General features: G+C 72.2%; 22 protein-coding genes and 1 pseudogene. 8 read left to right on the top strand and 15 right to left on the bottom strand.

Translation table 11 applies throughout. The features are described 5' to 3' along the window. Positions 1-57 precede the first annotated feature (57 nt). The 7 genes from MDN94_RS24670 to MDN94_RS24640 all read right to left on the bottom strand — a co-directional run bounded on the left by MDN94_RS24670 (position 58) and on the right by MDN94_RS24640 (position 7,681). A complete protein-coding gene (locus MDN94_RS24670) occupies positions 58-1,131 on the bottom strand; it encodes an acyl-CoA dehydrogenase family protein (RefSeq protein ID WP_482728034.1) in 1,074 nt (357 codons plus the stop codon). Next, positions 1,128-2,315 carry an acyl-CoA dehydrogenase family protein gene (locus tag MDN94_RS24665; protein ID WP_482728033.1) on the bottom strand — a complete coding sequence of 396 codons (1,188 nt, stop codon included), beginning with the start codon at positions 2,313-2,315 and terminating at the stop codon, positions 1,128-1,130. The genes MDN94_RS24670 and MDN94_RS24665 overlap by 4 nt, the downstream gene beginning before the upstream one ends. Continuing rightward, the gene (locus tag MDN94_RS24660; RefSeq protein WP_482728032.1) at positions 2,312-3,280 is read right to left on the bottom strand and encodes an NADPH:quinone oxidoreductase family protein; all 969 of its coding nucleotides are present in this window, start codon (positions 3,278-3,280) and stop codon (positions 2,312-2,314) included. Before MDN94_RS24660 ends, MDN94_RS24665 begins: the two co-directional genes overlap by 4 nt. A 78-nt stretch (positions 3,281-3,358) precedes the next feature. Then, the gene (locus tag MDN94_RS24655; protein ID WP_453467409.1) at positions 3,359-3,946 is read right to left on the bottom strand and encodes a helix-turn-helix domain-containing protein; all 588 of its coding nucleotides are present in this window, start codon (positions 3,944-3,946) and stop codon (positions 3,359-3,361) included. Between the two features lie 67 nt (positions 3,947-4,013). Beyond that, positions 4,014-4,760: a PIG-L deacetylase family protein gene (locus MDN94_RS24650; RefSeq protein ID WP_482728031.1), complete on the bottom strand. Its 747-nt coding sequence runs from the start codon at positions 4,758-4,760 to the stop codon at positions 4,014-4,016. A 32-nt stretch (positions 4,761-4,792) separates the two neighbouring features. Continuing rightward, positions 4,793-6,094 (bottom strand): alpha/beta fold hydrolase, encoded by a 1,302-nt coding sequence (locus MDN94_RS24645; protein ID WP_482728030.1) that lies wholly within the window; start codon positions 6,092-6,094, stop codon positions 4,793-4,795. A gap of 126 nt (positions 6,095-6,220) precedes the next feature. Further along, positions 6,221-7,681: a cellulase family glycosylhydrolase gene (locus MDN94_RS24640; protein WP_482728029.1), complete on the bottom strand. Its 1,461-nt coding sequence runs from the start codon at positions 7,679-7,681 to the stop codon at positions 6,221-6,223. 338 nt (positions 7,682-8,019) lie between these two features. On the opposite strand from MDN94_RS24640, the pseudogene MDN94_RS24635 reads away from it, so the two are divergent. Next, positions 8,020-8,453 (top strand): annotated as a pseudogene (locus tag MDN94_RS24635) (acetylxylan esterase); the annotation flags it as partial. Positions 8,454-8,550: 97 nt separating this feature from the next. On the opposite strand, the gene MDN94_RS24630 reads toward MDN94_RS24635, so the two are convergent. Beyond that, entirely contained in the window at positions 8,551-9,072 is a 522-nt protein-coding gene (locus MDN94_RS24630) for a metallophosphoesterase family protein (protein WP_482728028.1), read from the bottom strand. Positions 9,073-9,493: 421 nt separating this feature from the next. Between MDN94_RS24630 and MDN94_RS24625 the strand changes: the two genes are divergently transcribed. Beyond that, positions 9,494-9,853, top strand: a complete 360-nt coding sequence (locus tag MDN94_RS24625) for a hypothetical protein (RefSeq protein WP_482728027.1) — start codon at positions 9,494-9,496, stop codon at positions 9,851-9,853. Positions 9,854-10,049: 196 nt separating this feature from the next. Here the strand turns inward: MDN94_RS24625 and MDN94_RS24620 are convergent, their stop codons facing one another. Beyond that, positions 10,050-10,277 (bottom strand): DUF6296 family protein, encoded by a 228-nt coding sequence (locus tag MDN94_RS24620; RefSeq protein WP_482728026.1) that lies wholly within the window; start codon positions 10,275-10,277, stop codon positions 10,050-10,052. A 124-nt stretch (positions 10,278-10,401) separates the two neighbouring features. Between MDN94_RS24620 and MDN94_RS24615 the strand changes: the two genes are divergently transcribed. Then, the gene (locus tag MDN94_RS24615) at positions 10,402-11,394 is read left to right on the top strand and encodes an aldo/keto reductase (RefSeq protein WP_482728233.1); all 993 of its coding nucleotides are present in this window, start codon (positions 10,402-10,404) and stop codon (positions 11,392-11,394) included. Between the two features lie 108 nt (positions 11,395-11,502). Here MDN94_RS24615 and MDN94_RS24610 read toward each other — a convergent pair whose 3' ends face one another. After that, positions 11,503-11,676: a CsbD family protein gene (locus MDN94_RS24610; protein ID WP_482728025.1), complete on the bottom strand. Its 174-nt coding sequence runs from the start codon at positions 11,674-11,676 to the stop codon at positions 11,503-11,505. A gap of 189 nt (positions 11,677-11,865) precedes the next feature. Between MDN94_RS24610 and MDN94_RS24605 the strand changes: the two genes are divergently transcribed. From MDN94_RS24605 to MDN94_RS24595, 3 genes are all read left to right on the top strand, one after another. Continuing rightward, the gene (locus MDN94_RS24605; RefSeq protein ID WP_482728024.1) at positions 11,866-12,171 is read left to right on the top strand and encodes a hypothetical protein; all 306 of its coding nucleotides are present in this window, start codon (positions 11,866-11,868) and stop codon (positions 12,169-12,171) included. 237 nt (positions 12,172-12,408) lie between these two features. Continuing rightward, positions 12,409-12,765 (top strand): PRC-barrel domain containing protein, encoded by a 357-nt coding sequence (locus MDN94_RS24600; RefSeq protein ID WP_482728023.1) that lies wholly within the window; start codon positions 12,409-12,411, stop codon positions 12,763-12,765. A 129-nt stretch (positions 12,766-12,894) separates the two neighbouring features. Next, positions 12,895-13,440, top strand: coding sequence for a tellurite resistance TerB family protein (locus tag MDN94_RS24595; RefSeq protein ID WP_482728232.1), 546 nt, complete (start codon positions 12,895-12,897; stop codon positions 13,438-13,440). Between the two features lie 101 nt (positions 13,441-13,541). On the opposite strand, the gene MDN94_RS24590 is transcribed toward MDN94_RS24595, so the two are convergent. From MDN94_RS24590 to MDN94_RS24575, 4 genes are all read right to left on the bottom strand, one after another. After that, a complete protein-coding gene (locus MDN94_RS24590; RefSeq protein WP_482728022.1) occupies positions 13,542-15,431 on the bottom strand; it encodes a DUF2264 domain-containing protein in 1,890 nt (629 codons plus the stop codon). Further along, positions 15,428-16,468, bottom strand: coding sequence for a hydroxyacid dehydrogenase (locus MDN94_RS24585; RefSeq protein ID WP_482728021.1), 1,041 nt, complete (start codon positions 16,466-16,468; stop codon positions 15,428-15,430). Before MDN94_RS24585 ends, MDN94_RS24590 begins: the two co-directional genes overlap by 4 nt. 164 nt (positions 16,469-16,632) lie before the next feature. Continuing rightward, positions 16,633-17,772: a substrate-binding domain-containing protein gene (locus MDN94_RS24580; protein ID WP_482728020.1), complete on the bottom strand. Its 1,140-nt coding sequence runs from the start codon at positions 17,770-17,772 to the stop codon at positions 16,633-16,635. Between the two features lie 139 nt (positions 17,773-17,911). Next, on the bottom strand, positions 17,912-18,166 hold the full coding sequence (locus MDN94_RS24575; protein WP_482728019.1) for a hypothetical protein: 255 nt from the start codon (positions 18,164-18,166) through the stop codon (positions 17,912-17,914). A 122-nt stretch (positions 18,167-18,288) separates the two neighbouring features. On the opposite strand from MDN94_RS24575, the gene MDN94_RS24570 reads away from it, so the two are divergent. Next, positions 18,289-19,212 carry an NADP-dependent oxidoreductase gene (locus MDN94_RS24570; protein WP_482728018.1) on the top strand — a complete coding sequence of 308 codons (924 nt, stop codon included), beginning with the start codon at positions 18,289-18,291 and terminating at the stop codon, positions 19,210-19,212. A gap of 239 nt (positions 19,213-19,451) precedes the next feature. Beyond that, positions 19,452-20,303: a class I SAM-dependent methyltransferase gene (locus MDN94_RS24565; RefSeq protein WP_482728017.1), complete on the top strand. Its 852-nt coding sequence runs from the start codon at positions 19,452-19,454 to the stop codon at positions 20,301-20,303. Between the two features lie 232 nt (positions 20,304-20,535). Here MDN94_RS24565 and MDN94_RS24560 read toward each other — a convergent pair whose 3' ends face one another. Further along, on the bottom strand, positions 20,536-21,630 hold the full coding sequence (locus MDN94_RS24560; RefSeq protein ID WP_482728016.1) for a glutamate--cysteine ligase: 1,095 nt from the start codon (positions 21,628-21,630) through the stop codon (positions 20,536-20,538). Between the last annotated feature and the right edge of the window lie 173 nt (positions 21,631-21,803).

The following is a 21,803-nucleotide window of genomic DNA, read 5'->3' as shown; positions in this document are numbered from 1 at the left end:
TTCGCATTGCACAGCATGTCAGGGGCGCGGCCCAACGGTGGGTATTACTGCCCGGGTCTACGGAGCCTGAAGATCGACGAGGACCGCCAGTGCCTCCTTGTGCCGTCCGGGCGTGCCGAGCGCGATCTCGTCGGCCTTGGCGCGCTTGAGGTACAAGTGGGCGGGGTGCTCCCAGGTCATGCCGATGCCTCCGTGCAACTGCACGCACTCCTCGGCCGCGTGGACCGCGACCCGTGAGCAGTACGCCTGGGCGACGGCCACCGACAGCGCCGCCTCCGGACTGCCGGTCGCCAGGGCGTCGGCGGCGGCACGAGCGGCCGCCCGCGCGGAGACGACCTCGAGCCAGAGCTGCGCCATGCGGTGCTTGAGCGCCTGGAACGAGCCGACGGGACGGTTGAACTGGTGCCGTTCGCCGGTGTGCCGGACGGTCTCCTCCAAACACCACTCCGCGAGACCGAGCTGCTCGGAGGCGAGCAGGCCGGCCCCGGCGAGCAGGCCGCGGCGCACGGCAGCGGCGCCCGCCGCGGCGTCCGCCAGTCGCGTGCCGCCTTCCCCGGCGGTGACGGCCGCGAGAGGACGCGTGAGGTCGAGCGGGGTCAGCGGCTCGACGACGGCCTGCGCCCCCTCGACCGCGTACAGCCCGTCGGCCCTGAGCACCAGCAGTACATCGGCCGTCGCCGCGTCGGCGACACCAGTGATGCGCCCGGCGCCGTCCGGCAACGGACCGTCCGGCGCCGTGGACAGCGGCACGGCAACGACGGCCGTGCGCCGGCCCTCCGCCAGTTCCGCGAGCAGCGCGGCCACGGCCTCCGTCTCCGTGTCGAGCGACAGCAGCGCCTGCGTCGTGACGACCGAGCTGGTGAGGTACGGCGCGGCGACGACGCCGCGCCCCAGCTCCTCCAGGACGACCGCGGCCTCCCGGTGGGACGCGCCCTGGCCACCGAGCTTCTCGGGGACGAGCAGCCCGGCGGCGCCCATCTCGGCGGCGAGCGAACTCCACAGCCGCGGGTCGTAGGGTGAGCCGGCCTCGGCGCGGGCCGCGAGTGCCGCCGTGTCGCCGCGGGCGGCGACGAGGGACCGCACGGCGGCGCGCAGGTCGTCCTCGGTCTCCGAGTAGAGCAGATCCGTCATCGCGCGAGGTCCTTCCAGGCGACGTCCTTGTCGTTGCGCGGCTCGGTGGGAAGCCCGAGGACGCGTTCGGCGACGATGTTCAGCAGCACCTCGGTGGTGCCGCCCTCGATCGAGTTGCCCTTGGACCGCAGATAGCGGTAGCCGGCATCACGTCCGGTGAAGTCGACGAGCTCGGGCCGGCGCATCGTCCAGTCGTCGTACAGCAGCCCTTCCTCGCCGCGCAGTTCGACCTCCAGGCCGCTGATCGCCTGGTTGAGGCGGGCGAACGCGAGCTTCATCGCGCTGCCCTCGGGGCCCGGCTGGCCGGCGACGAGCTGCTGGCGCAGCCGCTCCCCCGCGAGCCGGGAGACCTCGGCCTCGACCCACAGCGTGAGGAGCCGCTGGTGCAGGTCGTGGGTGCGCAGCTCGGGGCGCTCTCGCCAGGTCCTGGCGATGGGGCCGATCATGCCGCCCTCGCGGGGCAGCCGCATGCCGCCGATGGCGACGCGTTCGTTGTTCAGCGTGGTCTGGGCGACCTTCCAGCCCTCGCCGACCGCGCCGAGCCGGTGCGCGTCGGGGATGCGCACGCCGGTCAGGAAGACCTCGTTGAACTCCGCCTCGCCGGTGATCTGGCGCAGCGGGCGGACCTCCACACCGGGGTCGGTCATGTCGCAGACGAAGTAGGTGATGCCGCGATGCTTGGGCAGGTCGGGGTCGGTGCGGGCGATGAGGATCGCCCAGCGTGCGACGTGCGCGCTGGAGGTCCACACCTTCTGGCCGTCGACGATCCAGTCCCCCGAGTCCCCGTCGCGTACGGCGCGGGTACCGAGTGCCGCCAGGTCGGAGCCGGCCCCTGGTTCGCTGAACAGCTGGCACCAGACCTCTTCACCGGTCCACAGGGGGCGCAGGAAGCGCTCCTTCACCTCCTGGGAGCCGTACTTGAGGATCGTGGGCGCGGCCATGCCGAGTCCGATGCCGATACGGCGCGGGTCGTTGTCGGGCGCTCCGGCCGCGGCCAGTTCGGCGTCCACGACGGCCTGAAGGGAGCGGGGCGCGCCGAGGCCGCCGAGGCCCTCGGGGAAGTGGACCCAGGCGAGGCCGGCGTCGAAGCGTGCCCTCAGGAAGTCGGCGCGGTCGGTGGTGGCCGGCGGGTGCGCGGCCAGCAGCTCCCTGGTGCGGTCGGTCAGTTCGGCTGCGTCCGTCATCGGCCCGCTCCGTCCGGAACGACGACCAGGCGGCCGGTGGTGGTGCCGTCGGCAACGCGCTGCACGGCCCCGGCGGCGTCCTTGAAGGCGACCCGGTCGCTGATGAGCGGTTTGATCAGACCCTTGGCCGCGTAGTCGGTGAGCGTCCGGTGGCAGCGGCCGATGGCGCGCGGGTCCTTGGTGGCGTAGAGGCCCCAGTGCAGACCCATGATCGAGTAGTTCTTGACCAGGGCGTGGTTGAGGGCGGGGGCAGGGATGTCGCCGCTGGCGAAGCCCACGACGACGATGCGGCCCTCGAAGGCCACGCACTTGGCGGACTTGGCGTACGCGTCGCCGCCCACCGGGTCGTAGACCACGTCCGCGCCGCGTCCGCCGGTCGCCTCCTTCACGGCGGCGACGATGTCGTCGGTGCGGCGGTCGATGACGACGTCGCAGCCCAGCTCCCGCGCGGCGGCGGCCTTCTCCGGGCCGCCGACGACGCCGATCACCCGGGCCCCGGCCGCTTTGCCGAGCTGCACGGCGGCGCTGCCGACGCCGCCCGCGGCGGCGTGGACGAGCAGGGTCTCGCCCTCCTTGAGGGCGGCCCTGCGGTGCAGCCCGAACCAGCCCGTCTGGTACCCGATGTGCAGGGCGGCGGCCTCCGCGTCGTCGAGCGCGTCCGGGGCGGGGAGCACGGCGGCCTCGTCGGCGACCACGTACTCGGCGAGCCCGCCGTTCGGCAGGGCGGGGTTGGCGATGACGCGCCGGCCGTCCTCCGTCTCGCCACAGACCTCGACTCCCGGGGTGAAGGGCAGCGGCGGCCGCACCTGGTACTGCCCCCGGCAGAGCAGGGCATCAGGGAAGTTGATGTTGGCCGCACGGACCTTGAGGAGGAGCTGTCCTTCGCCGGGCGTGGGCCGGTCCACCTCTTCGAGCCGCATCACCTCGCTCGGCTCGCCGTTGCGGTGCACTCGCCATGCCTGCATTTCGGGGCCTCCCACACGTAGGGCAGTTCTGTGCTGCGCCGCATACTAAGCGGTCGCTTGCCCGTCCGTGAAGACCCTTCACTCCTCCTTGGGCCGCGCCCGCACATGCATCCGCTCCCCCTGCGGCCCGAAGAGGCTCAGGAATTCGATCGGCCGGTCGTCGGCACACCCGAACCAGTGCGGCACCCGCGTGTCGAACTCCGCCACCTCGCCCGGCCCCAGCACCACATCGTGGTCGCCGAGCACCAGCCGCACGCGGCCCGACAGGACGTACATCCACTCGTACCCCTCGTGGGTACGAGGTTCCGGCTGCTCCCCGGACGGCTTGTGGATCACCTTGTACGCCTGGAGCCCTCCCGGCCGCGCGGTGAGCGGGTACATCGTCCGGTGGCCGCGGACGATGGGCTTGGCGCGCACCCGCGGGTCCCCGACCGGCGGGGCGCCGACGAGCTCGTCCAGCGGGACCTGGTGGGCACGGGCGATCGGCAGCAACAGCTCGAGGCTCGGGCGGCGCCCCCCGGACTCCAGTCGGGACAGTGTGCTCACGGAGATACCGGTCGCCTCGGAGAGCGCACCGAGGGTCGCCCCCCGCTCGCGCCGGATCCGGCGGAGCCGGGGGCCCACCTCGTTCAGTACGGCGTCCAGTCGCGTGTCGTCATCACTCATGCACCCATTGCAGGAACGGCAACGTCATTTGTCAAACGAACAAACCGCACGGCGGGAGGCGGCGGCGTCAGCGCCCGAACAGCTCGAACGTGACGGCCGGGCGGCCGCCGAAACGCGGAGCCGCCATTTCGGCCATGCGGGTCAGGAACGTACGGCAGTACTCCTGCGGGTCCTGCTCCGTCAGGCCCTGGATGTACAGGCGGTGCTCCAGCAGCGACGCGACGGACCTCTCGAGGCCGGGGCCCGCGTCGACGGCGTGGGTCGGGCTGGTTGAACCCGCCACCGCCACCCAGCGCACGCCGTCCCAGGGCTCGAGGCCCTGCTCGGAGATGAGTTCGGGGAAGATCCAGCGGTTGCCCGCGTCGGCGGCCGCGTCGAGGGTCGCCCGGCCGACGGCCCGGTGGTCGGGCGTGTTCCAGGCCGTGCCGCCCCAGGTGTCACGGTGGTTGAGGGTGATGACCAGCTCCGGCCGGTGACGGCGGACGGCCGCCGCGATGTCCCGGCGCAGGTCCGTCCCGTACTCGATGACACCGTCCTTGTGATCCAGGAACTCGACGACGGAGACGCCGACGACGGCCGCGCTCGCCCGCTGCTCCCGCTCGCGCAGCGGCGCGCACTCCTCGGGGGCGATGCCGTCGATGCCGGCCTCTCCACGGGTGGCCAGGAGGTAGGCGACCTCGCGGCCCTGGTCGGTCCATCCGGCGATGGCGGCCGCACAGCCGTACTCGAGGTCGTCGGGGTGGGCGACGACCGCGAGCGCGCGCTGCCAGTCGGCCGGCATCTCTTCGAGCTGTTCGGTCTTCTGATCGGTCATGTCCGGCAGGATACGGACCCACTGATCATGTGTCAGAGCTCCTCGCGGGCGAGTGCCAGCAACCGGTCCACCACCCGCTGTCCGCTCACCCGCACTCCGTCGTGCTCGTACTCGTCGGTGACCCAGGTGCGCAGCCCGCGCACGGCACGGGCGGTGCGCAGCGAGTGGGCGGTGTCGACGTACATGTCGTCGTGGTAGACGGCCGCCGCCACCGGCACCTCGTTGGCGGCGAGCCGGGCGGGGTCGTACAGCGGCGTCCAGTCGGTACGGGCGGCGAGGAGCTCAGCGGTCTCGCGCAGCGGCCGCAGGGCGGGGTCCACCTCGAAGTGCCAGGGGTGGACGGTCTCGCCGGTGAACATCAGCGGCCTGTCGCCCTCGAGCGCCGCCGACGCGTCGAACTCGGGGAACTCGGCGCGCACCCGTTCCGCGACCCAGTCCGTCGGACGCCCGCCCTGTGCGTAGATGGCCTCGTGCAGCACCGCGTACAGCGGGTTCGCGGCGAACGAGAGGACCGGGCGAACGCCCTCCTGGAAGGCGTCGGACAGTTCGTGGCCCGATGCCGTGCGCACGAAGGCGTTCTCGAGCAGGTAGTGCAGCTGATGGCTGCCGTCCCCGCCGCCGAGCAGGATGCCCAGCGACTGGAAGGCCTCCGGCGTGAGGGTGTAGCCGCCGGGCAGCCGCGCCGGGCGCTCCGCGAGGTGGGCGGCGATCCGCCGGGCGCGCTCCACGTCCTGCGGGTAACGGGCGTAGTGCGCCTCGGCCTTGCGCCGGATGCGCGGGTAGGCGGCCCGGTAGACGTCGTCGGCGTGCGCGTCGAGGGATGGCAGGCCGCCGGTGATCAGGACCGTGTCCAGGCCTTCCGGCGCGGCGGACAGGTAGTGCGTCGCGCAGAAGCCGCCGAAGGACTGGCCCAGCACCGTCCAGGGCGCTCCGCCGGTGAGGCACCGCCGGACCGTCTCGCAGTCGCGGACGATGCTGTCGGCCCGGAAGTGGGCGAGGTGGTCGGCCTGCGCCCGCGGTCCGCCGCGCTGTGCGAGGGTCTGGCGGTTCTGCGGCGTGGAGCGGCCGGTGCCCCGCTGGTCGAGCAGGAGTACGCGGAAGTCCTGTACGGCCCGTCCCAGCCAGGCCTGCTTGCCGATGAACCGGCGGACCGCGTTGCCGGGGCCGCCTTCCAGGTAGACCAGCCACGGCTTGCCGGTGTCCGGGGGGTGCGCGGCGGACACGACCTCGCGGGCGTAGAGCTCGAGCTGCTCCCCGGCCGGGTCATCGTGGTCCAGCGGGACGGTGAAGTGGTGGTCGGTGAGGACGACTCCCGGCTGCCGGTAGCTGGCCACTGCTGCTCCTGTTCCCTGTGCGCCCCCGCCCGTCCAGTGGATCACAGCGGAAGGGCGGGGGCGCCGGGGGGTGGCCGGCGCGGGCGGAGCGCTCGCCGACGGCACCGGACAGGCAGGCAGACCGGGTCAGCCGGTCGGGAAGTTGTCCGCCGTCCTGATCCGGTCACGGACCCAGACGCCGGCCGGCTTCAGCGAGCCGGTGCCGGCCCAGGGGCCGTTGTTGGCGCAGGTGCCGCTGTTGAACACGGCGCCGGACCTGTTGTCGTCGGAGTAGTTCCAGTTGACCCAGCTGATCTTCTTGCTCGCCATCAGGTCGATGTAGCGCTGCGACATGGTGAAGTCGTTGGCACCCTCGCCGGCGTAGTCCTGCGTGCCGAACTCGGTGACGAACATGGGCACCCGGTCGGCCGCCCGGGACAGGGCGCTCAGGTACTGGTCCTTGTGCGAGGCCGCGTAGAAGTGGAACGTGTACATGATGTTGGAGGCGTTGACCGGGCTGTTCACGACCTCGCTCTCGTTCGAGCCCTCGGAGACTCCGAGTGAGGACCAGGCACGTGTGCCGACGAGGACCGGGGTGTCGGCGTCGTAGCGCCGGATGACCGGGATGAGCTCCTCCGCGTAGCTCTTGATCCTCGACCAGCTCACGCCGCTGGGCTCGTTGGCGATCTCGTACAGCACGTTGGTCTTGTCCTTGTGGCGCTGCGCGATCTCGGTGAAGAAGGTCTTCGCCCGCGAGAGGTTGTAGTACGGGTCGCCGGGACTGAGCATGTGCCAGTCGACGATCGCGTACATCCCGCGTGCGGTGGCCTGCTCGATGACCGAGTGGACCTTGTCGGTGAAGCCGCGCGGGTCCGTCTCGTAGCCGCCCTCCTGGACGTACATCGAGATCCGCAGGACGTCGGCCTTCCAGTCGGTGGCCAGGGCGTCGAGGGAACCGCTGGTGACGCACTGGCTGTACCACTGGAGGCCGTGGGTGCTCATGCCGCGCAGCTGGATCGGGTTGCCGTACTGGTTGCAGAGCTTGGTGCCGCAGACCCTCAGCTGCCCGTTGATTCCGGCCGGGGTGCCGCCGGTGGTGGGAGTGGTCTCGACGGCGAGGTGGTCCACGTTCGGGCCGCCGTCGGGTCCGGCGGCGGTCGCCCTGATGGTGTTGGTGCCCGCCTTGAGGTCCGCGGTGACGGTGGTCGTGGACCAGGAGGTCCAGGCGCCGGTGCTGGGGAAGGCGCGGTTGTCGGCGGCGAGCGCGCCGTTGACGGTGATGTCCATCGGCCTGCTGGACGTGCTGCCGTTGGCGAAGCGCAGCTTGAGGCCGACCCGTCCCGCTTGGGCCGCCTGGACCGTCCACTGGACGTAACTGCCGCTCATGTTGTCGTAGTTGACGAAGCCGCTGCCGGTGAAGCCGGCGTGGTTGGACTCGACCAGACCACCCGACACGGTCGCGTCCTCGGCCTCGTGGGTGACAGCGGCCGCAGGGGCGAGCGGTGCGGGTGCGGGGGCCGCCGGTGCGGTGGTGAGGGTGAGGAGCAGAGCGGCGCCGAGGGCGCCGATGCTGCCCAGGGGGCGTAGCCAGAACCGTGCCGGTCTCATGGGGGACTCCGTTGGCTGGGCGGATAGCCGGACAGGCCGACGAATCGGCCGAGAAATGATTGGAAGGAAACTTTCCTAACCGATGGTTTAGCAGGGGCTGCGCACCCGCCACAAGGGGCATGACAAAGCGAGGACCTCCGCCCGCCGCACGTCCGACAGAGGCGGCCCGGCTCACGCACGCGGCCGTCCGCCGCTTCCAGCGTGCGGGCGCGCGCCGGTTCGGGCAGGTCAGCGGGGCCGAACGGAGGGCGGGCGGGCAGGTCGGCCCTCCGGCCCGGTGCGACGCCACGCGCCGCCGCGGAAGGGCGGGTCCCCGCCTCCGGCGCTCGGCGTTCCACCTGCCGGCGCCTCTGCCGGATCTCCGCGCCTACCGCAGCGCCTCCGCGGAACCGGAGGACTTCGACGCGTTCTGGACGAAGACGCTCGAGGAGGCTCGCGCCCACGACCTCGACGCCCGCTTCGAGCGGGTAGCGACCGGCATCAGCACGGTGGGCGTGCACGATGCGACCTCTGCGGGCTTCGGCTGCCACCCGGTGAAGGGCCGGCTCGTGCTGCCCGCCGGGGCCGAGGAGCCGCTGCTCCTGGTCGTCGATTCCTCGGGTACGGCGGCGGCCGTGGCCTGCCGCACACGCATCTGCTGTACGCGTCGGCCGGATTCGCGCACTTCGTGGTGGACACCCGCGGCCAGGGCAGCGGATGGTCGACCGGCAGCACTCCGGACCCGGTGGGCAGTGCGCCTTCGTACCCCGGCTTCCTGACGCGGGGCATCGAGGACTTGCACGAGTAACCTCACGGGCACGGGCGCGGCCCCACGGAGCTCACGGCTCACGGGCCCTCGCACTCGCGGAGCCATGGGCGGGCCGCGGACCTCAAGGGCTCACGGCCGCCGCCCCGGAGCGGGGCAGACGGTGCAGTTCGACCTCCGACAGCCTGCCGCGCGACGCCTGGGCGGTCATGTACGTGCAGTGCGGCCAACGTCGGCGGTCGGTCGGCGAGCCCGGGTTGAGCAGCCGCAGCCCGCCGGAGGCAGTCGTGTCCCACGGGATGTGGCTGTGCCCGAACACCAGGACGTCGAGCTGGGGAAACCGCTCGGCGCACCGCCGTTCGCGGCCCTGCGCGGGACCCGTTTCGTGGACGACGCCGATGCGCAATCCGCCGAGCTCCGCCACCGCGACCTCCGGCAGACGGGCCCGCAGGTCGGGTCCGTCGTTGTTCCCGTACACGGCGAGAAGTCGCGCGGAGCGGGACTCGAAGAGGTCGAGGGTCGCGGCGTCGACCCAGTCGCCGGCGTGGATCACGACATCTGCCCGGCGGACGGCCTCCAGAAGCTCCCCGGGCAGTTGCCGGGCCCGTTTCGGCACATGGGTGTCGGAGGTCAGCAGCAGCCGCATGCCACCACCATGCGCCGCGCCGGGGCCGTTCGCAGCCCGGTTCCTTCCGGCCCGGCCGACGGATTCCGGATTTCCGGAAAGTCGTGTGCATACCCCTGCGTGAACGGGGCACGAGAAGCTCGAGCGCTCGCCCGGCCCACCCCCCCTGGCCGTCGGCGAGGCGTTGCGGCCCCGCCTCCCTCCCCCCGGAGGCGGGGCCGCCTTTGTCTCCCCTCCTGCCGCCGCCGATCACCCGACGGGCGGATGCCTTGCTGGGTCCGGGGCGCGGCGGTACGTGCTGAGAGGTACGCCGGAAAACGCCCGTGACTCGACGGCCGACGTGGGTACCCGACATGGGCACGCTGCCGGCGAGACCCCGTGACGAGGGTGTCGCCGGCGGCCCGCCAAGACGGCCAGCGGGCCGGAAGGAAAGGTGGAACCAGTGACCGCTCCTGCGCAACCGCAGCGGGACGAAGGGAAACCCGTGGGGGTCAGGGCCTACGCAGAGGCCGAGGCGGCGGAACGCGAACTGCCCCGGCTCCTCTCGTCCCGGGAGGCCGCGCCCGGCTACCGGGACGGGGTATCGGCGGGATACCGATGGGCCCTGGGCCGGGTCGCCCGATCGCCCGTCACCGGGGCAGGCGTCGACGGCGTGCCGGACATGGAACTGCTGACCGCGGAGATCGACGCCGCGGTGGTTCGGGAGGACGAGGCCGCGAGCGATCCCGCCACGCGGGACTACGTGCGCGGCGTGCACTCCGCTCTGGCCTGGATCTGCGGCTACAGCGATCGCCGGGTGTGACGGCGGCCACCGCCCGCACGCGGTGCCCGGCCCGCCCGTCGCCCTGTACGCCCGCCGACCGTCGCCTTGCAACGCATGTCGTGCCACGACGTGCTTAATCCGGCGCCGCCTCACCAGAGCCGTCCGCGCCTCACGCCCTTTGGCACCTCACCTCTTCTGGTCGGCACGGCCCGGCCCTTGTGGTCCGTACCGCACTTCACACCTGCGCGGTCCGCGCGATCACCGGCAGCTCATGGGCCTGATGACCGCCGCTGGCCAGCATCCGTACCTCACCCTGACCGCTCACCTCGGCTCGTACGATCCCCGTCTCGTCCTCGTAGATCGGGTTGCCACCAGGTCCGCTCTTGTCGGTACGCCGCACCACGACCACGTCGTCCACGGCCGCCGCCTGGAAGATGAGTTCGTAGCTCTCCGGATATTCCATGACCGCCTCCCGGTCCCTGCGCCTCGCGACCGGGAAACACGTGGCGGCCGCGCGGCACCTTCCTTCCATCGTCGCTCCGGCCCGCGGCCCGCGCCTGTCCGGCAGCGGGCGCCACGGATACCGCTTGGGCACCCGCACCCGCCCGTGGAAGGCTGAGCCCGTGACGAAGAACGCGGACACGGGCGCGGAGCGGCTGCTCTACGGATGCATGGGCCTGGGCGGGGCCTGGGACACGACGCCTTACGGCGCGGCGGACATCGCGAACGCCGAGGCGGCGGTCGAGGCGGCACTGGACAGCGGGATCACGGCGTTCGACCACGCCGACATCTACCGGTACGGAAAGGCGGAGGCCGTGTTCGGCGAGGTCCTCGCTCGGGCTCCGGGACTGCGCGAACGCATCGTCCTGCAGACGAAGTGCGGCATCCGGCTCGCCGACGGGCTACGGCCGGGCATGTACGACCTGCGGGGCGGGAGCATCGTCCGGCGCGTCGAGGAAAGTCTCGTGCGCCTGCGTACCGATGTCATCGACGTACTGCTGCTGCACCGGCCGGACCCGCTGGCGGACCCGGAGGACGTCGCACAGGCGCTGACATCGCTGCACCGGCAGGGGCTCGTGCGCCGCTTCGGCGTCTCGAACATGAGCGGCCCGCAGATCTCGCTCCTCCAGAGCTTCCTCGGGTTGCCGCTGGCCGCCAACCAGCTCGAGATGAGCCTCCACCGCCGGGACTGGATCGAAGGAGGCGTCCTCGTGAACACCCCGGAGGCGGCGTCGACCGGTTTCCCGCTGGGAACGGTGGAGCACTGCCGCTCGAACGCCATTCGTCTGCAGGCATGGGGCGCCTTGGCGCAGGGACGCTTCACGGGCCGCCAGGAGACCTTGGCGGAGCAGGCGACGGCGCAGCTCGTCACGTCGCTCGCGGAGGCCAAGGGCACTTCCCCGGAGACGGTCCTGCTGTGGTGGCTCCAGCGGCACCCCTCACGGATCGCGCCGATCATCGGCACCGCGAGGCCCGAACGCATCCGTGCGTGCGCCGACGCCGCGCGACGGGACCCTGAGCTCACCCATGAGGAGTGGTACGAGCTCTGGATCACCGCGCGCGGCGCCGCTCTGCCCTAGAGGGCCTCTTGTTCCGGTCCGGCCGGGCCCGGTCCGGACGAAAGCCACCGGAGCCGTCCCGGCCGGCCCGTCGGCACCAGAGCCGCACGGGCCGACGGCATGCTTCGATCAGTGGCGGAAGACGTCCTTCGTCTTCTCCTTGGCCTGGCGGGCGTCGCCCTTGGCCTGCTCCGCCCGCCCCTTGGTTGTGAGGCTCTCGTTGCCCACGGCACGGCCCGCGGCTTCCTTGGCCTTGCCCTTGGCCTGTTCCATCTTGGCGCGGGTCTTCTTCTTCTCAGCCATGGAATTCACATCCCAGCTGTATTCGACGTCATTGATGTCTGGCTGCTCTCCGATCGGTCCCGCCTCAAACCTCGCCGGTTCCCTTCCGTCACATGCGGAAAGCGATTTCTGGGGTGTCCTTCGGACAGCGCTCGGCGCTGGAAATGAGGGGCGTTCGCGAATCCGCCGTCATGGTGTGAGTCTGGAGTAATGAGCTGGGCGTCATGGACAACTCGCGATGTATACACAGGACGCGGCGGTGCCCTCACGGAGGAGACCGGGGTGATGACCGGTAACCTCACCGTCCACACCACATGGGCCGATGACACCGCACAGGTCGCTCTGCAGTTCACGGGTGGGACGGACTGGTTCACGATGGCCGGCAGTCCCACACCGTGCCCGTCCGAGGAAGCCAGCCGGGCACTGCACGACGCGGTCGTCCAGGCGGTCCGCAACGGCGGGGGCGCCGTGGTTCCGGCGTGGGCACCACAGGAGGGGAGGACGACCGGGCACTGAGGTCAGTCGTCACAGGGCACGGCTCCCGCGGTACGAAAAAGCCGCGTGAAGGTCCGGAAGAGTCGAAAAGCGCGCACAGGGGGAGCTCGACCGGTGTGTCCGGGACTCGACGGCATCTCTGCCGCCGCGGAGGGGCACAATCTTGCGGAACGGGCATCCATGTGCGGACACCCGGCGCTCCGCAGGGGCAGTCATTCGACCGCGATTCGACGATCAGGAGGATTCACGTTGCAGGACATGTGGATCTATTCGCCCGGCATCGGCCACCGACCGGGGCGGGACCTGACCGGTTTCACCGTGGAGACACCGGACGGGGTCCTCGGGCACGTCGATCGGCAGTCCGACGCGCCCGGCAGACAGCATCTGGTCGTCGACACCGGTGCGTGGGTCTTCGGGCGGAGCGTTCTCGTGCCCGCGGGGTTCGTCCGGCGGATCAACGCCGAGCAGCGGACCGTCACCCTCGTCCCCACGAAGGAGCAGATCAAGAACGCCCCGCCGTTCAGCAGGGACAGCGAGACGGCGGACGCCGGCTATCTCGACGGTGTGGGCAGCTACTACGCCGGACTCGACCTCTCGGAACCGCCCGCGGTGTGACCGGCCCGAAAGCGGACGCGGTCGCCGGGGGCCGGAACGTGTGGGCGTGCCCGAGCGTTGGCAGTGTGACGCGGCCGCGACACGCGGTCGCCGCACGTACGACGCTCGACAGAAGCCGAGGTGGCACCAGTGGCAATGTGGGACCGGATCAAGGACCAGGCCAAGAATCTGCAGCAGGGCCAGGGCACCCGGAGCCCCGGCGGGCACGGCACGGGCTCACGGTCCTCGGGCGGCTCCCGCGCCCAGCTGGTGAGCGCGCTGAAGACACAGCTCACCTCGCTGAAGACGGAGTTGAAGAGCGGGGCGTTCAGGGATGCCAGCATGGCGATGTGCGCCCTGGTCGCCGCGGCCGACGGGCATGTGGACCAGGCGGAGCGGCAGCACGTCGAGTCGCTGATCCTGGGCAACGACGTCCTGCAGAACTTCCCGGCGGACCAGCTGCGCCAGCGTTTCAACAAGCACGCCGACCAGCTCTCCGCCAACTTCCTGCTGGGCAAGGCGCAGGTGATGCAGGAGGTCGCCAAGGCGGCGAAGAAGCCCACGGAGGCCAGGGCCGTGATCCAGACGGGCATCGTCATCGCCGGCGCGGACGGCTACGTCGAGCCGTCCGAGCTGGAGATCATCCGTGAGGCCTGCTCCGTACTGGGGCTCTCCCCCACCGAGTTCGGCATCTGACCACGGAGCTCGGCATCTGAGCACTCCGCCGCCGGCCGGGCGGGGTCAAGGCCCCGGGCGGGCGGGCCGGGACCCCGGACCCGGCCCGCCCGGCCCGTCCGTCATGGCCGGGGCGCGGCCCGGCAGGTGACGGAGACGGGATCGAAGGTGATCCGGGTCCGGGAGCCGTCGTCGGCCCACCGGACCTCGAAGCCGGCGTCGTCCACGGTCACAGCGGCGACGGCATCGGCCGCGGGAGCGCTCTGCGGATCGCCGGAGAGCACCGCAAGCGCCGCATGGACACCGGTGCCCCGCGCCGGGGCCGCGAGCCGCGGCATCACGGCCCACGGCGTGTACGCGGTCCCGTGCGGCGCGCGTACCTCGTCCCTCTCGAGCCAGCCGTGCAGCGGATGCAGCGCCGAATGCAGCGCCTCGTCGGGACCGGTCGCCCAGCCCGTCTGCTCGACACGGGCACCGGGCGGAGCGCCGGTCACCCGGTGCACGCGCAGTTCGAGCCCTCCGCGGACGACGGTGACGCTCTCCACCTTCAGCCCGGGCACCATGGGCGGCCCCGCGGGGAACACCGGCCGGTGCCAGGACGCGGCCCAACCCCACCTGTCGCCCCCACCCGCGCCCAGCGGGTGGATGCGGCGGCGGACGCTGCGCACGCCGCCGACCACGAGCCCGAGGTGGTTGTCGGCGGTGTTGGCGGTGGACGTCGGGCCGGTGCGGGTGGAGTACGCCTGGCGGCCGTAATGCGGATCGTCGTCGGCGGCCGACTCCCCCTCCTGGGGGCGCAGATGGTCGCTGCCGTGGTTGTGCAGCCGGACGATTCCGTCGGCGCGGGTGCTCTGCACCAGCAGCCCGGGCGCCGGCAGCGCCAGCACCCGGTCGGGTCCCTCACTCGGCGCGGCCTGTTCCGTGGCGGTCCACAGCGGGTGCCCGGCCGGGGCGAGCAGACAGACGAATGCCTTCGACGCCCAGTACGGGGACGCCGGCCCGGAGTAGTTCTGCAGCGTCTCCTCGTGCCGCCCGTGCCAGCCGAGGGCGAGCAGCCCGTCACGGCCGACGGCGCCACGGTCGAGGAAGTAGCGCAGCGCCCCGCTGATCAGCCTGCGGGAGACCCCCGGCTCGAGCGGGGTGCTGCCGGTGACGGCACCGAGACCGACCGCGGAGGCGGCGGCGAAGCGGTAGGTGAGCGAGCGCCCGAAGTGGATGGGCGCCCCGTCCGAGCCGAAGAGGAGTCCGTAGCTCTCCAGGTACTCGCGCAGCCGCTGCGCGTACGGGTCTGCCGCGGCGCCGGCGAGGTGGGAGTCGAGCACCGGATACAGGTGCAGGGCCCAGCCGTTGTAGTGGTCGAATGCCCGGCCGTCGCCGTCGGCGTACCATCCTTGGCCGCGGTACCAGCTGTCGAGCAGTTCGAGGGCGCGCTCGCGGGCACGCGTGGTCTCCTCGTCGCCGCGGCCCACCGATTCCAGGAACCCGGCCACGGTGTACGGGAAGAGGTACCAGTTGTTGGGCGAGGGTACGTGGCGCAGGGCGCCGCGAAGCCATTCCTCGGCCCGGTCCTGGACGTCCGCTTCGAGCCGGTCCCACAGCCAGGGCCGGGTCATCCGCAGCCCGAGGGCCACGGACGCGGACTCGACCATGGGCTGGCCCGCGACGTCGTGGCCGAGGATCACGGGCCAGGACTCGGTGTCGTCCCGGCCGGGGGTGCGGGTTCCGGCGGCGAGGCCCTCGGCGTACCTCTCCAGCCATCCGTGCGGGTCGTCGCCGCCCGCTCCCGCGACCCGGAAGGCCGCGGCGAGGAAGGTGCGGGCGTATCCCTCGAGTCCGTCGGAGCGGACCCCGGAGGCGGAGGGGCGTCCTGGCAGGTCCAGCAGGGCGCCCCCAGGGGTCGACCAGCGCCGGGCGGCCGTCAGCAGGCCGTCGGCCGCCCTCTCCCAGTGCTCACGGGTGTACCCGGTGCAGGGACTCAGGACCCGGTCGTCGCCGGGCAGTTGCAGGCTCATGCGAGACGGGCCAGCCTCTCACGCAGTACGGGGTGGGCGAATTCCCCGCCGCCGGCCCATCGGGCGACCTCCGCGACGGCGAACTCCGCGAGCCGCCCCCATTCGTTGCCCAGTGAGCCGGCGATGTGCGGCGTGATCGTGACGTTGTCGCAGTCCCACAACGGGTGTTCGGGCGGCAGGATTTCGGGGTCGGTGACGTCCAGCACGGCACGGATGCGGCCTTGGACGGCCGCCTCGGTGAGGGCGTCCTGGTCGACGACGGCTCCACGGGCCGTGTTGATCAGGACGGCGTCCGGCCGCATGGCGCCGATCAGTTCCCGGCCGACAAGACCGCGGGTGTCGGGCAGCAGCGGAGTGTGGACGCTGACGACGTCGCTGCGGGTGAACAGTTCGCCGATGCCCACGGTCTCGACGCCGAGCGCGGTGGCGTCGTCCTCGTCGACGTACGGATCGTGCAGCAGCACCTCGACGTCGTACGCGCGCAGCAGCTCGATCACCCGGCGCCCGATGAGGGAGGCGGACAGGATGCCCACTGTCCGGCCGTAGTTGCCGATGTCGCGCGGCGTCCCGAGCAGCGCGGGGCGGCGGCGCTCCGACCGCAGTGCGCGGGCGCTCTCCAACGCGCGCTTGCCGCTGAGGAGGATCATGGCGACGGTGTACTCGGCGACCGGCAGAGCGTTGGCCGCGGCCGCGGAGGACACCGCGATGCCGCGCTCCCAGCATGCCGCCGTGATGTGGCCGCGTACGGACCCGGCCGTGTGGACGACGGCGCGCAGCCCGGGTGCGGCGTCGAGTGCGGCCCGGTCCAGCGGCGGGCAGCCCCAGCCGGTGACCAGGACCTCGGTGTCGCGGAGGACGTCGCGTGCCCGACCGGTGGAGAAGTCGTCGAGGGCGGGTCCGGGCGCGAGATCACAGACGCCGGCGAGGGCGGCCAGGGCTGTGGGGTCGAGCACGGCGGCTGCCGCGTCCGGTGCCATGGCGAGCGCGGTACGGGGGCGGGCGGAGCGGCAGGGGGCGGCACCGGTGGAGCGGGGCATCTCTCTCCTCGCGGGGTGGGCGGGCGGGCCGCGGCTCTGTCCGGCCACCGCGGCCCGGACAGAAACCGCTTGTGGAGGAAGACAGCGGGGCGACTCGGGAGCGCGGAACACAGAGCATCCTGATCGACCGGTCGATCAAGGTCAATACAACGATCAGAGGAAACTCAAACGGTCGAACGATCACGCCGGAGATCGTGGGCCGATCCACGGATCTTCAATTCGGGAAGGAGTTCCGTCCGTCGAGGCGGGGCGCCCGGCCGGGACAGCCGCTGCACGAGCAGTTCGGCGGCCACCCGCCCCACTGCGGCCTTCGGCGGTGCGACGGCGGTGAGCGGGGTACTGCCGAAGGCCGCCACGACGTCGTCGTAGGCCACCACCGAGCAGTCCTCGGGCACCCGCACCCCGCTCTCGGCGAGTTGCTGCACCAGCATCAGGGCGTCGACGTCGCCGTGGAGCACGGCAGCCGTGAAGCCGCGCTCCCGCAGCAGGCGGGCGAGCCCCGCGCCGGAGACGGGGCCTTCCCGATCGCCTGCTCGCGCCGGACCGGAAGTGTCGACGGACTCCGAGGTCGAGGCGCTCAGCACGACGTCCCAGGCCTCGACCTCCTCGCGGTCCCCGGCGATCCGGGCGAAGGCGGAACGCAACGCCCGCGCCGTCGGGCTGTCGTCCCGCGCGGCCAGCACGATCCTGCGGTGCCCCAGCGACACGAGATGCTCGACCGCGAGATGCATCCCGTACCAGTGGTCGGAACAGACGGAGTCCATGGCGTGCAGCGCGCTCCCCCGGCGCGGCCTGCGCTCCATCAGGACGGTGGGCACGTGCAGGTCCGCGAGCCAGGCATGGCCGGCCTCCTCCTCGGCCACCGTGCGCCAGCGCGGGGCGATGAGCAGTCCTCGCGCACCGTCGGCCAAGGCGCGCTCCACGAGCGGCCCTTCGGCCCCCGCGGCCTGCGGGGTGATGTGCAGGGCCACCCGTATCCCCGCGGCGTCGAGCACGGTACGGGCGCCGTGCATGGTCTCGTACAGGTACGTGTGCCGCTCAGGGACGACAAGAGCCACCGCCGCATCGTTCGCGGCGTCCGAAGAAACGGACGAGGGCACATGCGCCTGCGCCGCGGACTCGATCGAGCGGGCGACCCCGTGCCCGCGCCGCAGCTTGCCCGCCCTGGCGAGCTCCTCGACGTCCCGGCGGGCGGTCACGACCGAGACTTCCAGTTCGGCGGCGAGGTCGCTGACCCGCACCGATCCTCTCGACCGCACCACAGCGAGGATCCGCCGCCGCCGCACCTCGCTCGGCTCCCGCATGCCCTGTGGCCTCCCCTGCCGGATCACCGCTGATCGTTCGACCGTTCGGCAGGAGAATACCGACCACGGGCGGTCGGGAACGGCCCCCGGGCGGTCGTATCCGCTGCGGCAACCGGGGTCGGCGCCGGTGCGTCGTGGGTCAGCCGGTGGATTCGTCCGGTGTCGGCGTCCCGGACGGCCCGCCTGCGTCGCCGGGGGCTCCGCGCGGGCCGGCGCCCGCCTCGTCCATCTCGGGCACGTCGTCGCCCGCCCCGGCGCCGCCGCCCCCTGCCCGGTCCGGCGATTCCTGCTCGGCCGACGGTTCCTCCGCCGCGCCGGCCTGCTGGTCGGGCATGTCACGCGGCAGCGGGGCGTCACTTTCCTCGAAGCCCTCCGGCCGGTATTCGTCGCTCATTCCGCCTCCCTCGTCGGACGTCTCCAGCGGGTGCCGGACGCTGCTCGGGTACCCGCCCGGGCGGCGCCGACACGGGGCGGCGGACGATCGGGGCGGCGGCAAGCGGCGGTGTAGAAAGAACCATGCGAGCGATCACAGCCGACCGCTACGGCGGCCCTGAAGTCCTGCAGCTCACCGAAACCGCTGATCCCAAGATCGCACCCGACGCCGTCCTGGTCCGTGTGAAGGCCGCCGGTGTCAACCCCGTCGACTGGAAGATCGTCGCCGGATACCTCGACCCGATCATGCACGTCCACTTCCCGCTGATCCCCGGCTGGGACATGTCCGGCGTCGTCGAGGCGGTCGGCCTGGACGCGACCGAGTTCTCCGTGGGGGACGAGGTCTGCGGCTACGTCCGGAAGGACGAGGTGCAGCACGGCACGTTCGCCGAGCTGGTCGCCGCCCCGGTCCGCACGCTGGCGAAGAAGCCGTCCTCTCTCGACTGGCGGCAGGCCGCCGGCCTGCCGCTCGCGGGGCTCACCGCACACCAGTCCCTGGCCCGCATCGGCGTCACGCGTGGCGACACGGTCCTGGTGCACGCCGCCGCCGGCGGTGTGGGCTCGTTCGCCGTGCAGATCGCGGTGGCCCTGGGCGCCCGAGTCATCGGCACGGCGAGCGAACGCAACCATGACTTCCTCCGCTCGCTGGGCGCCGAGCCCGTCGTCTACGGCGAGGGCCTCGCCGAGCGGGTACGCGAGCTGGCACCCGACGGCATCACCGCAGCCGTCGACTACGTCGGCGGGGACGCCGTGGAGGTCTCCCGGCAGCTGCTCACCAACCGGACCCGCGTCGCGTCCGTCGTGGACGCCTCGGTCACACAGCGCGGCGGGCACCACGTCTGGGTGCGGCCGAGCACCGCCGACCTCACCGATCTCGGCCGGCTCGCGGACTCGGGCAGCCTCACCGTGAACGTCGACCACGCGCTGCCCCTCGCCGAGGCGGGCGAGGCGTTCCGGCTGAGCTCGGAGGGGCGCACCCGCGGAAAGATCGTGCTGGAGGTCGCCTGAATCTTCGGGTCGGGCGGGGCGGAAGGGGCCGGCACCGAACGCGCCGACCGTGACGGGGCGACGCCGGACGGCACCGATCCCGGTCGGGTGCCGCCGGGCATGGACGGATAAACCAGGCGGAGCCCACTCATCTCTCTTTATCGTGGGAAGAACCGGCAGCAATGCGGCAGAGCTGGTGAAAACGGCCGGAAAGGCCGCTTCCCGACGGCCTCGGCCAGACTCTCCCTAGGAGGTCTGTCATGACTGACGCGACCGAAGCGGCTCAGGCCGACGTCCAGGCGGACGTGGCGCTCAAGGCGAAGCACCGGAAGATGTGGGCGCTGGGCGACTACCCCACCCTGGCCGGTGAGCTCATTCCCGAGCTGGGCACGACCCTGGTGGAGGCGTGCGGCGTGGCGGCCGGCGACAAGGTGCTGGACATCGCGGCCGGTACGGGCAACGCGTCGATCCCCGCGGCGCAGGCCGGCGCCGATGTCGTTGCCTGCGACCTCACGCCGGAGCTGCTGGAGGCCGGACGGCAGCAGGCGCGGAAGCAGGACGTAAGGCTGGAGTGGCGCGAGGCCGACGCCGAGGCCCTCCCCTTCCGCGACGGCGAGTTCGACACCGTCATGTCCTGCGTCGGGATCATGTTCGCCCCGCACCACGAGGCAACGGCCGGCGAACTGCTCCGGGTCTGCCGCCCGGGCGGGACCATCGGCCTGATCAACTGGACGCCGGAGGGGTTCATCGGGCAGATGTTCGCCGCGATGAAGCCGTACGCCCCACCGCCGCCCCCGGGTGCGCAGCCCCCACCGCTGTGGGGCAAGGAGGAGCACGTCGAGGCGCTCCTCGGCGACGGGGTGACCGGCCTGGAGATGCGCCGGCGGACGGTGCGGGTGGACCGTTTCGATCGGCCGGAAGCCTTCCGTGACTACTTCAAGGCCGTGTACGGGCCGACCATCGCCGTCTACCGGAACATCGCCGAATCCCCGGACCGGGTCGCCGAACTGGACAGCGCGCTCACCGAGCTGGCCCGCGAGCACGGCTCCGGCTCGGGAGGCTTCGCCATGGAGTGGGAGTACCTCCTGGTGACCGCCCGCCGGAGCGGTTGACCCACGAAGGAACCGAGGCAGTGGGAGACCCCGCCGCGACGGGGGATGCGCGGCGGGGCCCGATGGGCGTATGCCCCAGGAACGGAGATCCATGCGTCCTCGGCGCGGCGGGTCCGCGCCGGTGGGTCGTGGTGCCGCGGCGGGCCGCGTCCAAGCCCTCGGCAGCAGTCGTGTCCCTCGACGGCCGACCGGCGAGCGGCGCAGAGGCCGCATCCGGAGGCCGGCCCTGGCGTCAGTGACCGGCGGTCCTGCGCACGCAGGCGGCGACCACGTCCCGTAGGCTTCCCGTCCGGTGCAGCACGTCGCGCTGGAAGCGGGCGCCGTTGCCGACCGCGTGCAGTGCGGCGACCGCGTCCGCGGCGCGCTCCGCGTCGCCGGTGTCCTTCAGGGCGTCGCCGACGTGGTCGAGCAGCACCCGTACGATGTCGGCGGCCGGTTCGGGGCGCATGGTGAGCGGGTGGATCAGCCGCTCCTCCAGTCCGGAGCGGCTGGCGCGCCACGCCGCGAGCCGCAGCAGACCGACACCGTGCGGCACGGGCGGCAGACCCTCCCGCCACTCGCGTGCCGCCGTCTCCACCAGCCCGCGGACGAGCGTGGCGACGAGCACTGTCGTCGAAGGGTCCAGGCAGACGTCCGCCACACGGATCTCCACAGTGGGATACCGGTGGGAGAGACGGGCATCGAAGTAGATCATTCCCTGGTCGTGCAGGGCTCCGGTGCCGACCATCGCCGCGACCTGCTCGTGGTAGCGGTCTGCGGACCCGAACAGCTCCACCGGACCCGCCGACGGCCAGCGGGCCCAGACGCGGCTGCGGTAGCTGGAGTAGCCGCTGTCCTTGCCCTGCCAGAACGGCGAGTTCGCGCTGATCGCCACAAGGACCGGGAGCCAGGGGCGGATGCGGTCGAGGACCGCAACGCCCTCCTCGTCGGATTCGACCGCCACATGGACGTGGCACCCGCAGGTGAGCTGTTCCTGTGTGGTCAGGCCGAACTCCTGCGCCATCCAGCCGTAGCGCTCGCCGCCCCACAGCGACGGACTGACCGGCAGCGGCGATGTGGCCAGCGCGGCGACCGCCGCGCCGAGACGTTCGGCGTGGTGGGCGGCTTTGGCACGGCGGCGGCCGATCTCGTCCGCGAGGGCGTCCATCGACCCCTGCGGAAGCGTGGCGAACTCGAGCTGTTCACGCTGGAGCTCCGCCTCGAACACCTCCCGGCCGTCGCCGTCCTCCCGCTCGGCGGACGCGAGCACCGCCGCGGCCAGGGCACGCGGCTCGCCCGAGTCCGGATCCACGAGGAGCAGTTCCTCCTCCACGCCCACCGTGCGCATGCCCACCACTCTCCGCCGAGGTCGAGATCTGTCGTGTGCCCCCTCACGGGAGCTCGATGCGTCGCGGCGCGTCACCCCGGCCGTGAAGGGGTGAACGCCCGGACACCGGTCGGCGCCGCTCGGGCGGCGTGGCGGCCGCGTAAGCCGTGCCGGGCGGGGCAGGCGCATTGTCA

It is taken from the genome of Streptomyces sp. WAC00040 (assembly GCF_056835925.1).
Note: the sequence above shows the minus strand (reverse complement) of the source record. Positions and strands in the feature narration are given on the sequence as shown.

Coding starts and splice junctions, on each gene's coding strand:
- MDN94_RS24580 (WP_482728020.1), bottom strand. CDS start 17,772: ATGCGGGAGCCGAGCGAGGTGCGGCGGCGGCGGATCCTCGCTGTGGTG.
- MDN94_RS24660 (WP_482728032.1), bottom strand. CDS start 3,280: ATGCAGGCATGGCGAGTGCACCGCAACGGCGAGCCGAGCGAGGTGATG.
- MDN94_RS24575 (WP_482728019.1), bottom strand. CDS start 18,166: ATGAGCGACGAATACCGGCCGGAGGGCTTCGAGGAAAGTGACGCCCCG.
- MDN94_RS24610 (WP_482728025.1), bottom strand. CDS start 11,676: ATGGCTGAGAAGAAGAAGACCCGCGCCAAGATGGAACAGGCCAAGGGC.
- MDN94_RS24570 (WP_482728018.1), top strand. CDS start 18,289: ATGCGAGCGATCACAGCCGACCGCTACGGCGGCCCTGAAGTCCTGCAG.
- MDN94_RS24590 (WP_482728022.1), bottom strand. CDS start 15,431: ATGAGCCTGCAACTGCCCGGCGACGACCGGGTCCTGAGTCCCTGCACC.
- MDN94_RS24665 (WP_482728033.1), bottom strand. CDS start 2,315: ATGACGGACGCAGCCGAACTGACCGACCGCACCAGGGAGCTGCTGGCC.
- MDN94_RS24655 (WP_453467409.1), bottom strand. CDS start 3,946: ATGAGTGATGACGACACGCGACTGGACGCCGTACTGAACGAGGTGGGC.
- MDN94_RS24565 (WP_482728017.1), top strand. CDS start 19,452: ATGACTGACGCGACCGAAGCGGCTCAGGCCGACGTCCAGGCGGACGTG.
- MDN94_RS24630 (WP_482728028.1), bottom strand. CDS start 9,072: ATGCGGCTGCTGCTGACCTCCGACACCCATGTGCCGAAACGGGCCCGG.
- MDN94_RS24640 (WP_482728029.1), bottom strand. CDS start 7,681: ATGAGACCGGCACGGTTCTGGCTACGCCCCCTGGGCAGCATCGGCGCC.
- MDN94_RS24650 (WP_482728031.1), bottom strand. CDS start 4,760: ATGACCGATCAGAAGACCGAACAGCTCGAAGAGATGCCGGCCGACTGG.
- MDN94_RS24670 (WP_482728034.1), bottom strand. CDS start 1,131: ATGACGGATCTGCTCTACTCGGAGACCGAGGACGACCTGCGCGCCGCC.
- MDN94_RS24620 (WP_482728026.1), bottom strand. CDS start 10,277: ATGGAATATCCGGAGAGCTACGAACTCATCTTCCAGGCGGCGGCCGTG.
- MDN94_RS24600 (WP_482728023.1), top strand. CDS start 12,409: ATGTGGATCTATTCGCCCGGCATCGGCCACCGACCGGGGCGGGACCTG.
- MDN94_RS24605 (WP_482728024.1), top strand. CDS start 11,866: ATGAGCTGGGCGTCATGGACAACTCGCGATGTATACACAGGACGCGGC.
- MDN94_RS24560 (WP_482728016.1), bottom strand. CDS start 21,630: ATGCGCACGGTGGGCGTGGAGGAGGAACTGCTCCTCGTGGATCCGGAC.
- MDN94_RS24585 (WP_482728021.1), bottom strand. CDS start 16,468: ATGCCCCGCTCCACCGGTGCCGCCCCCTGCCGCTCCGCCCGCCCCCGT.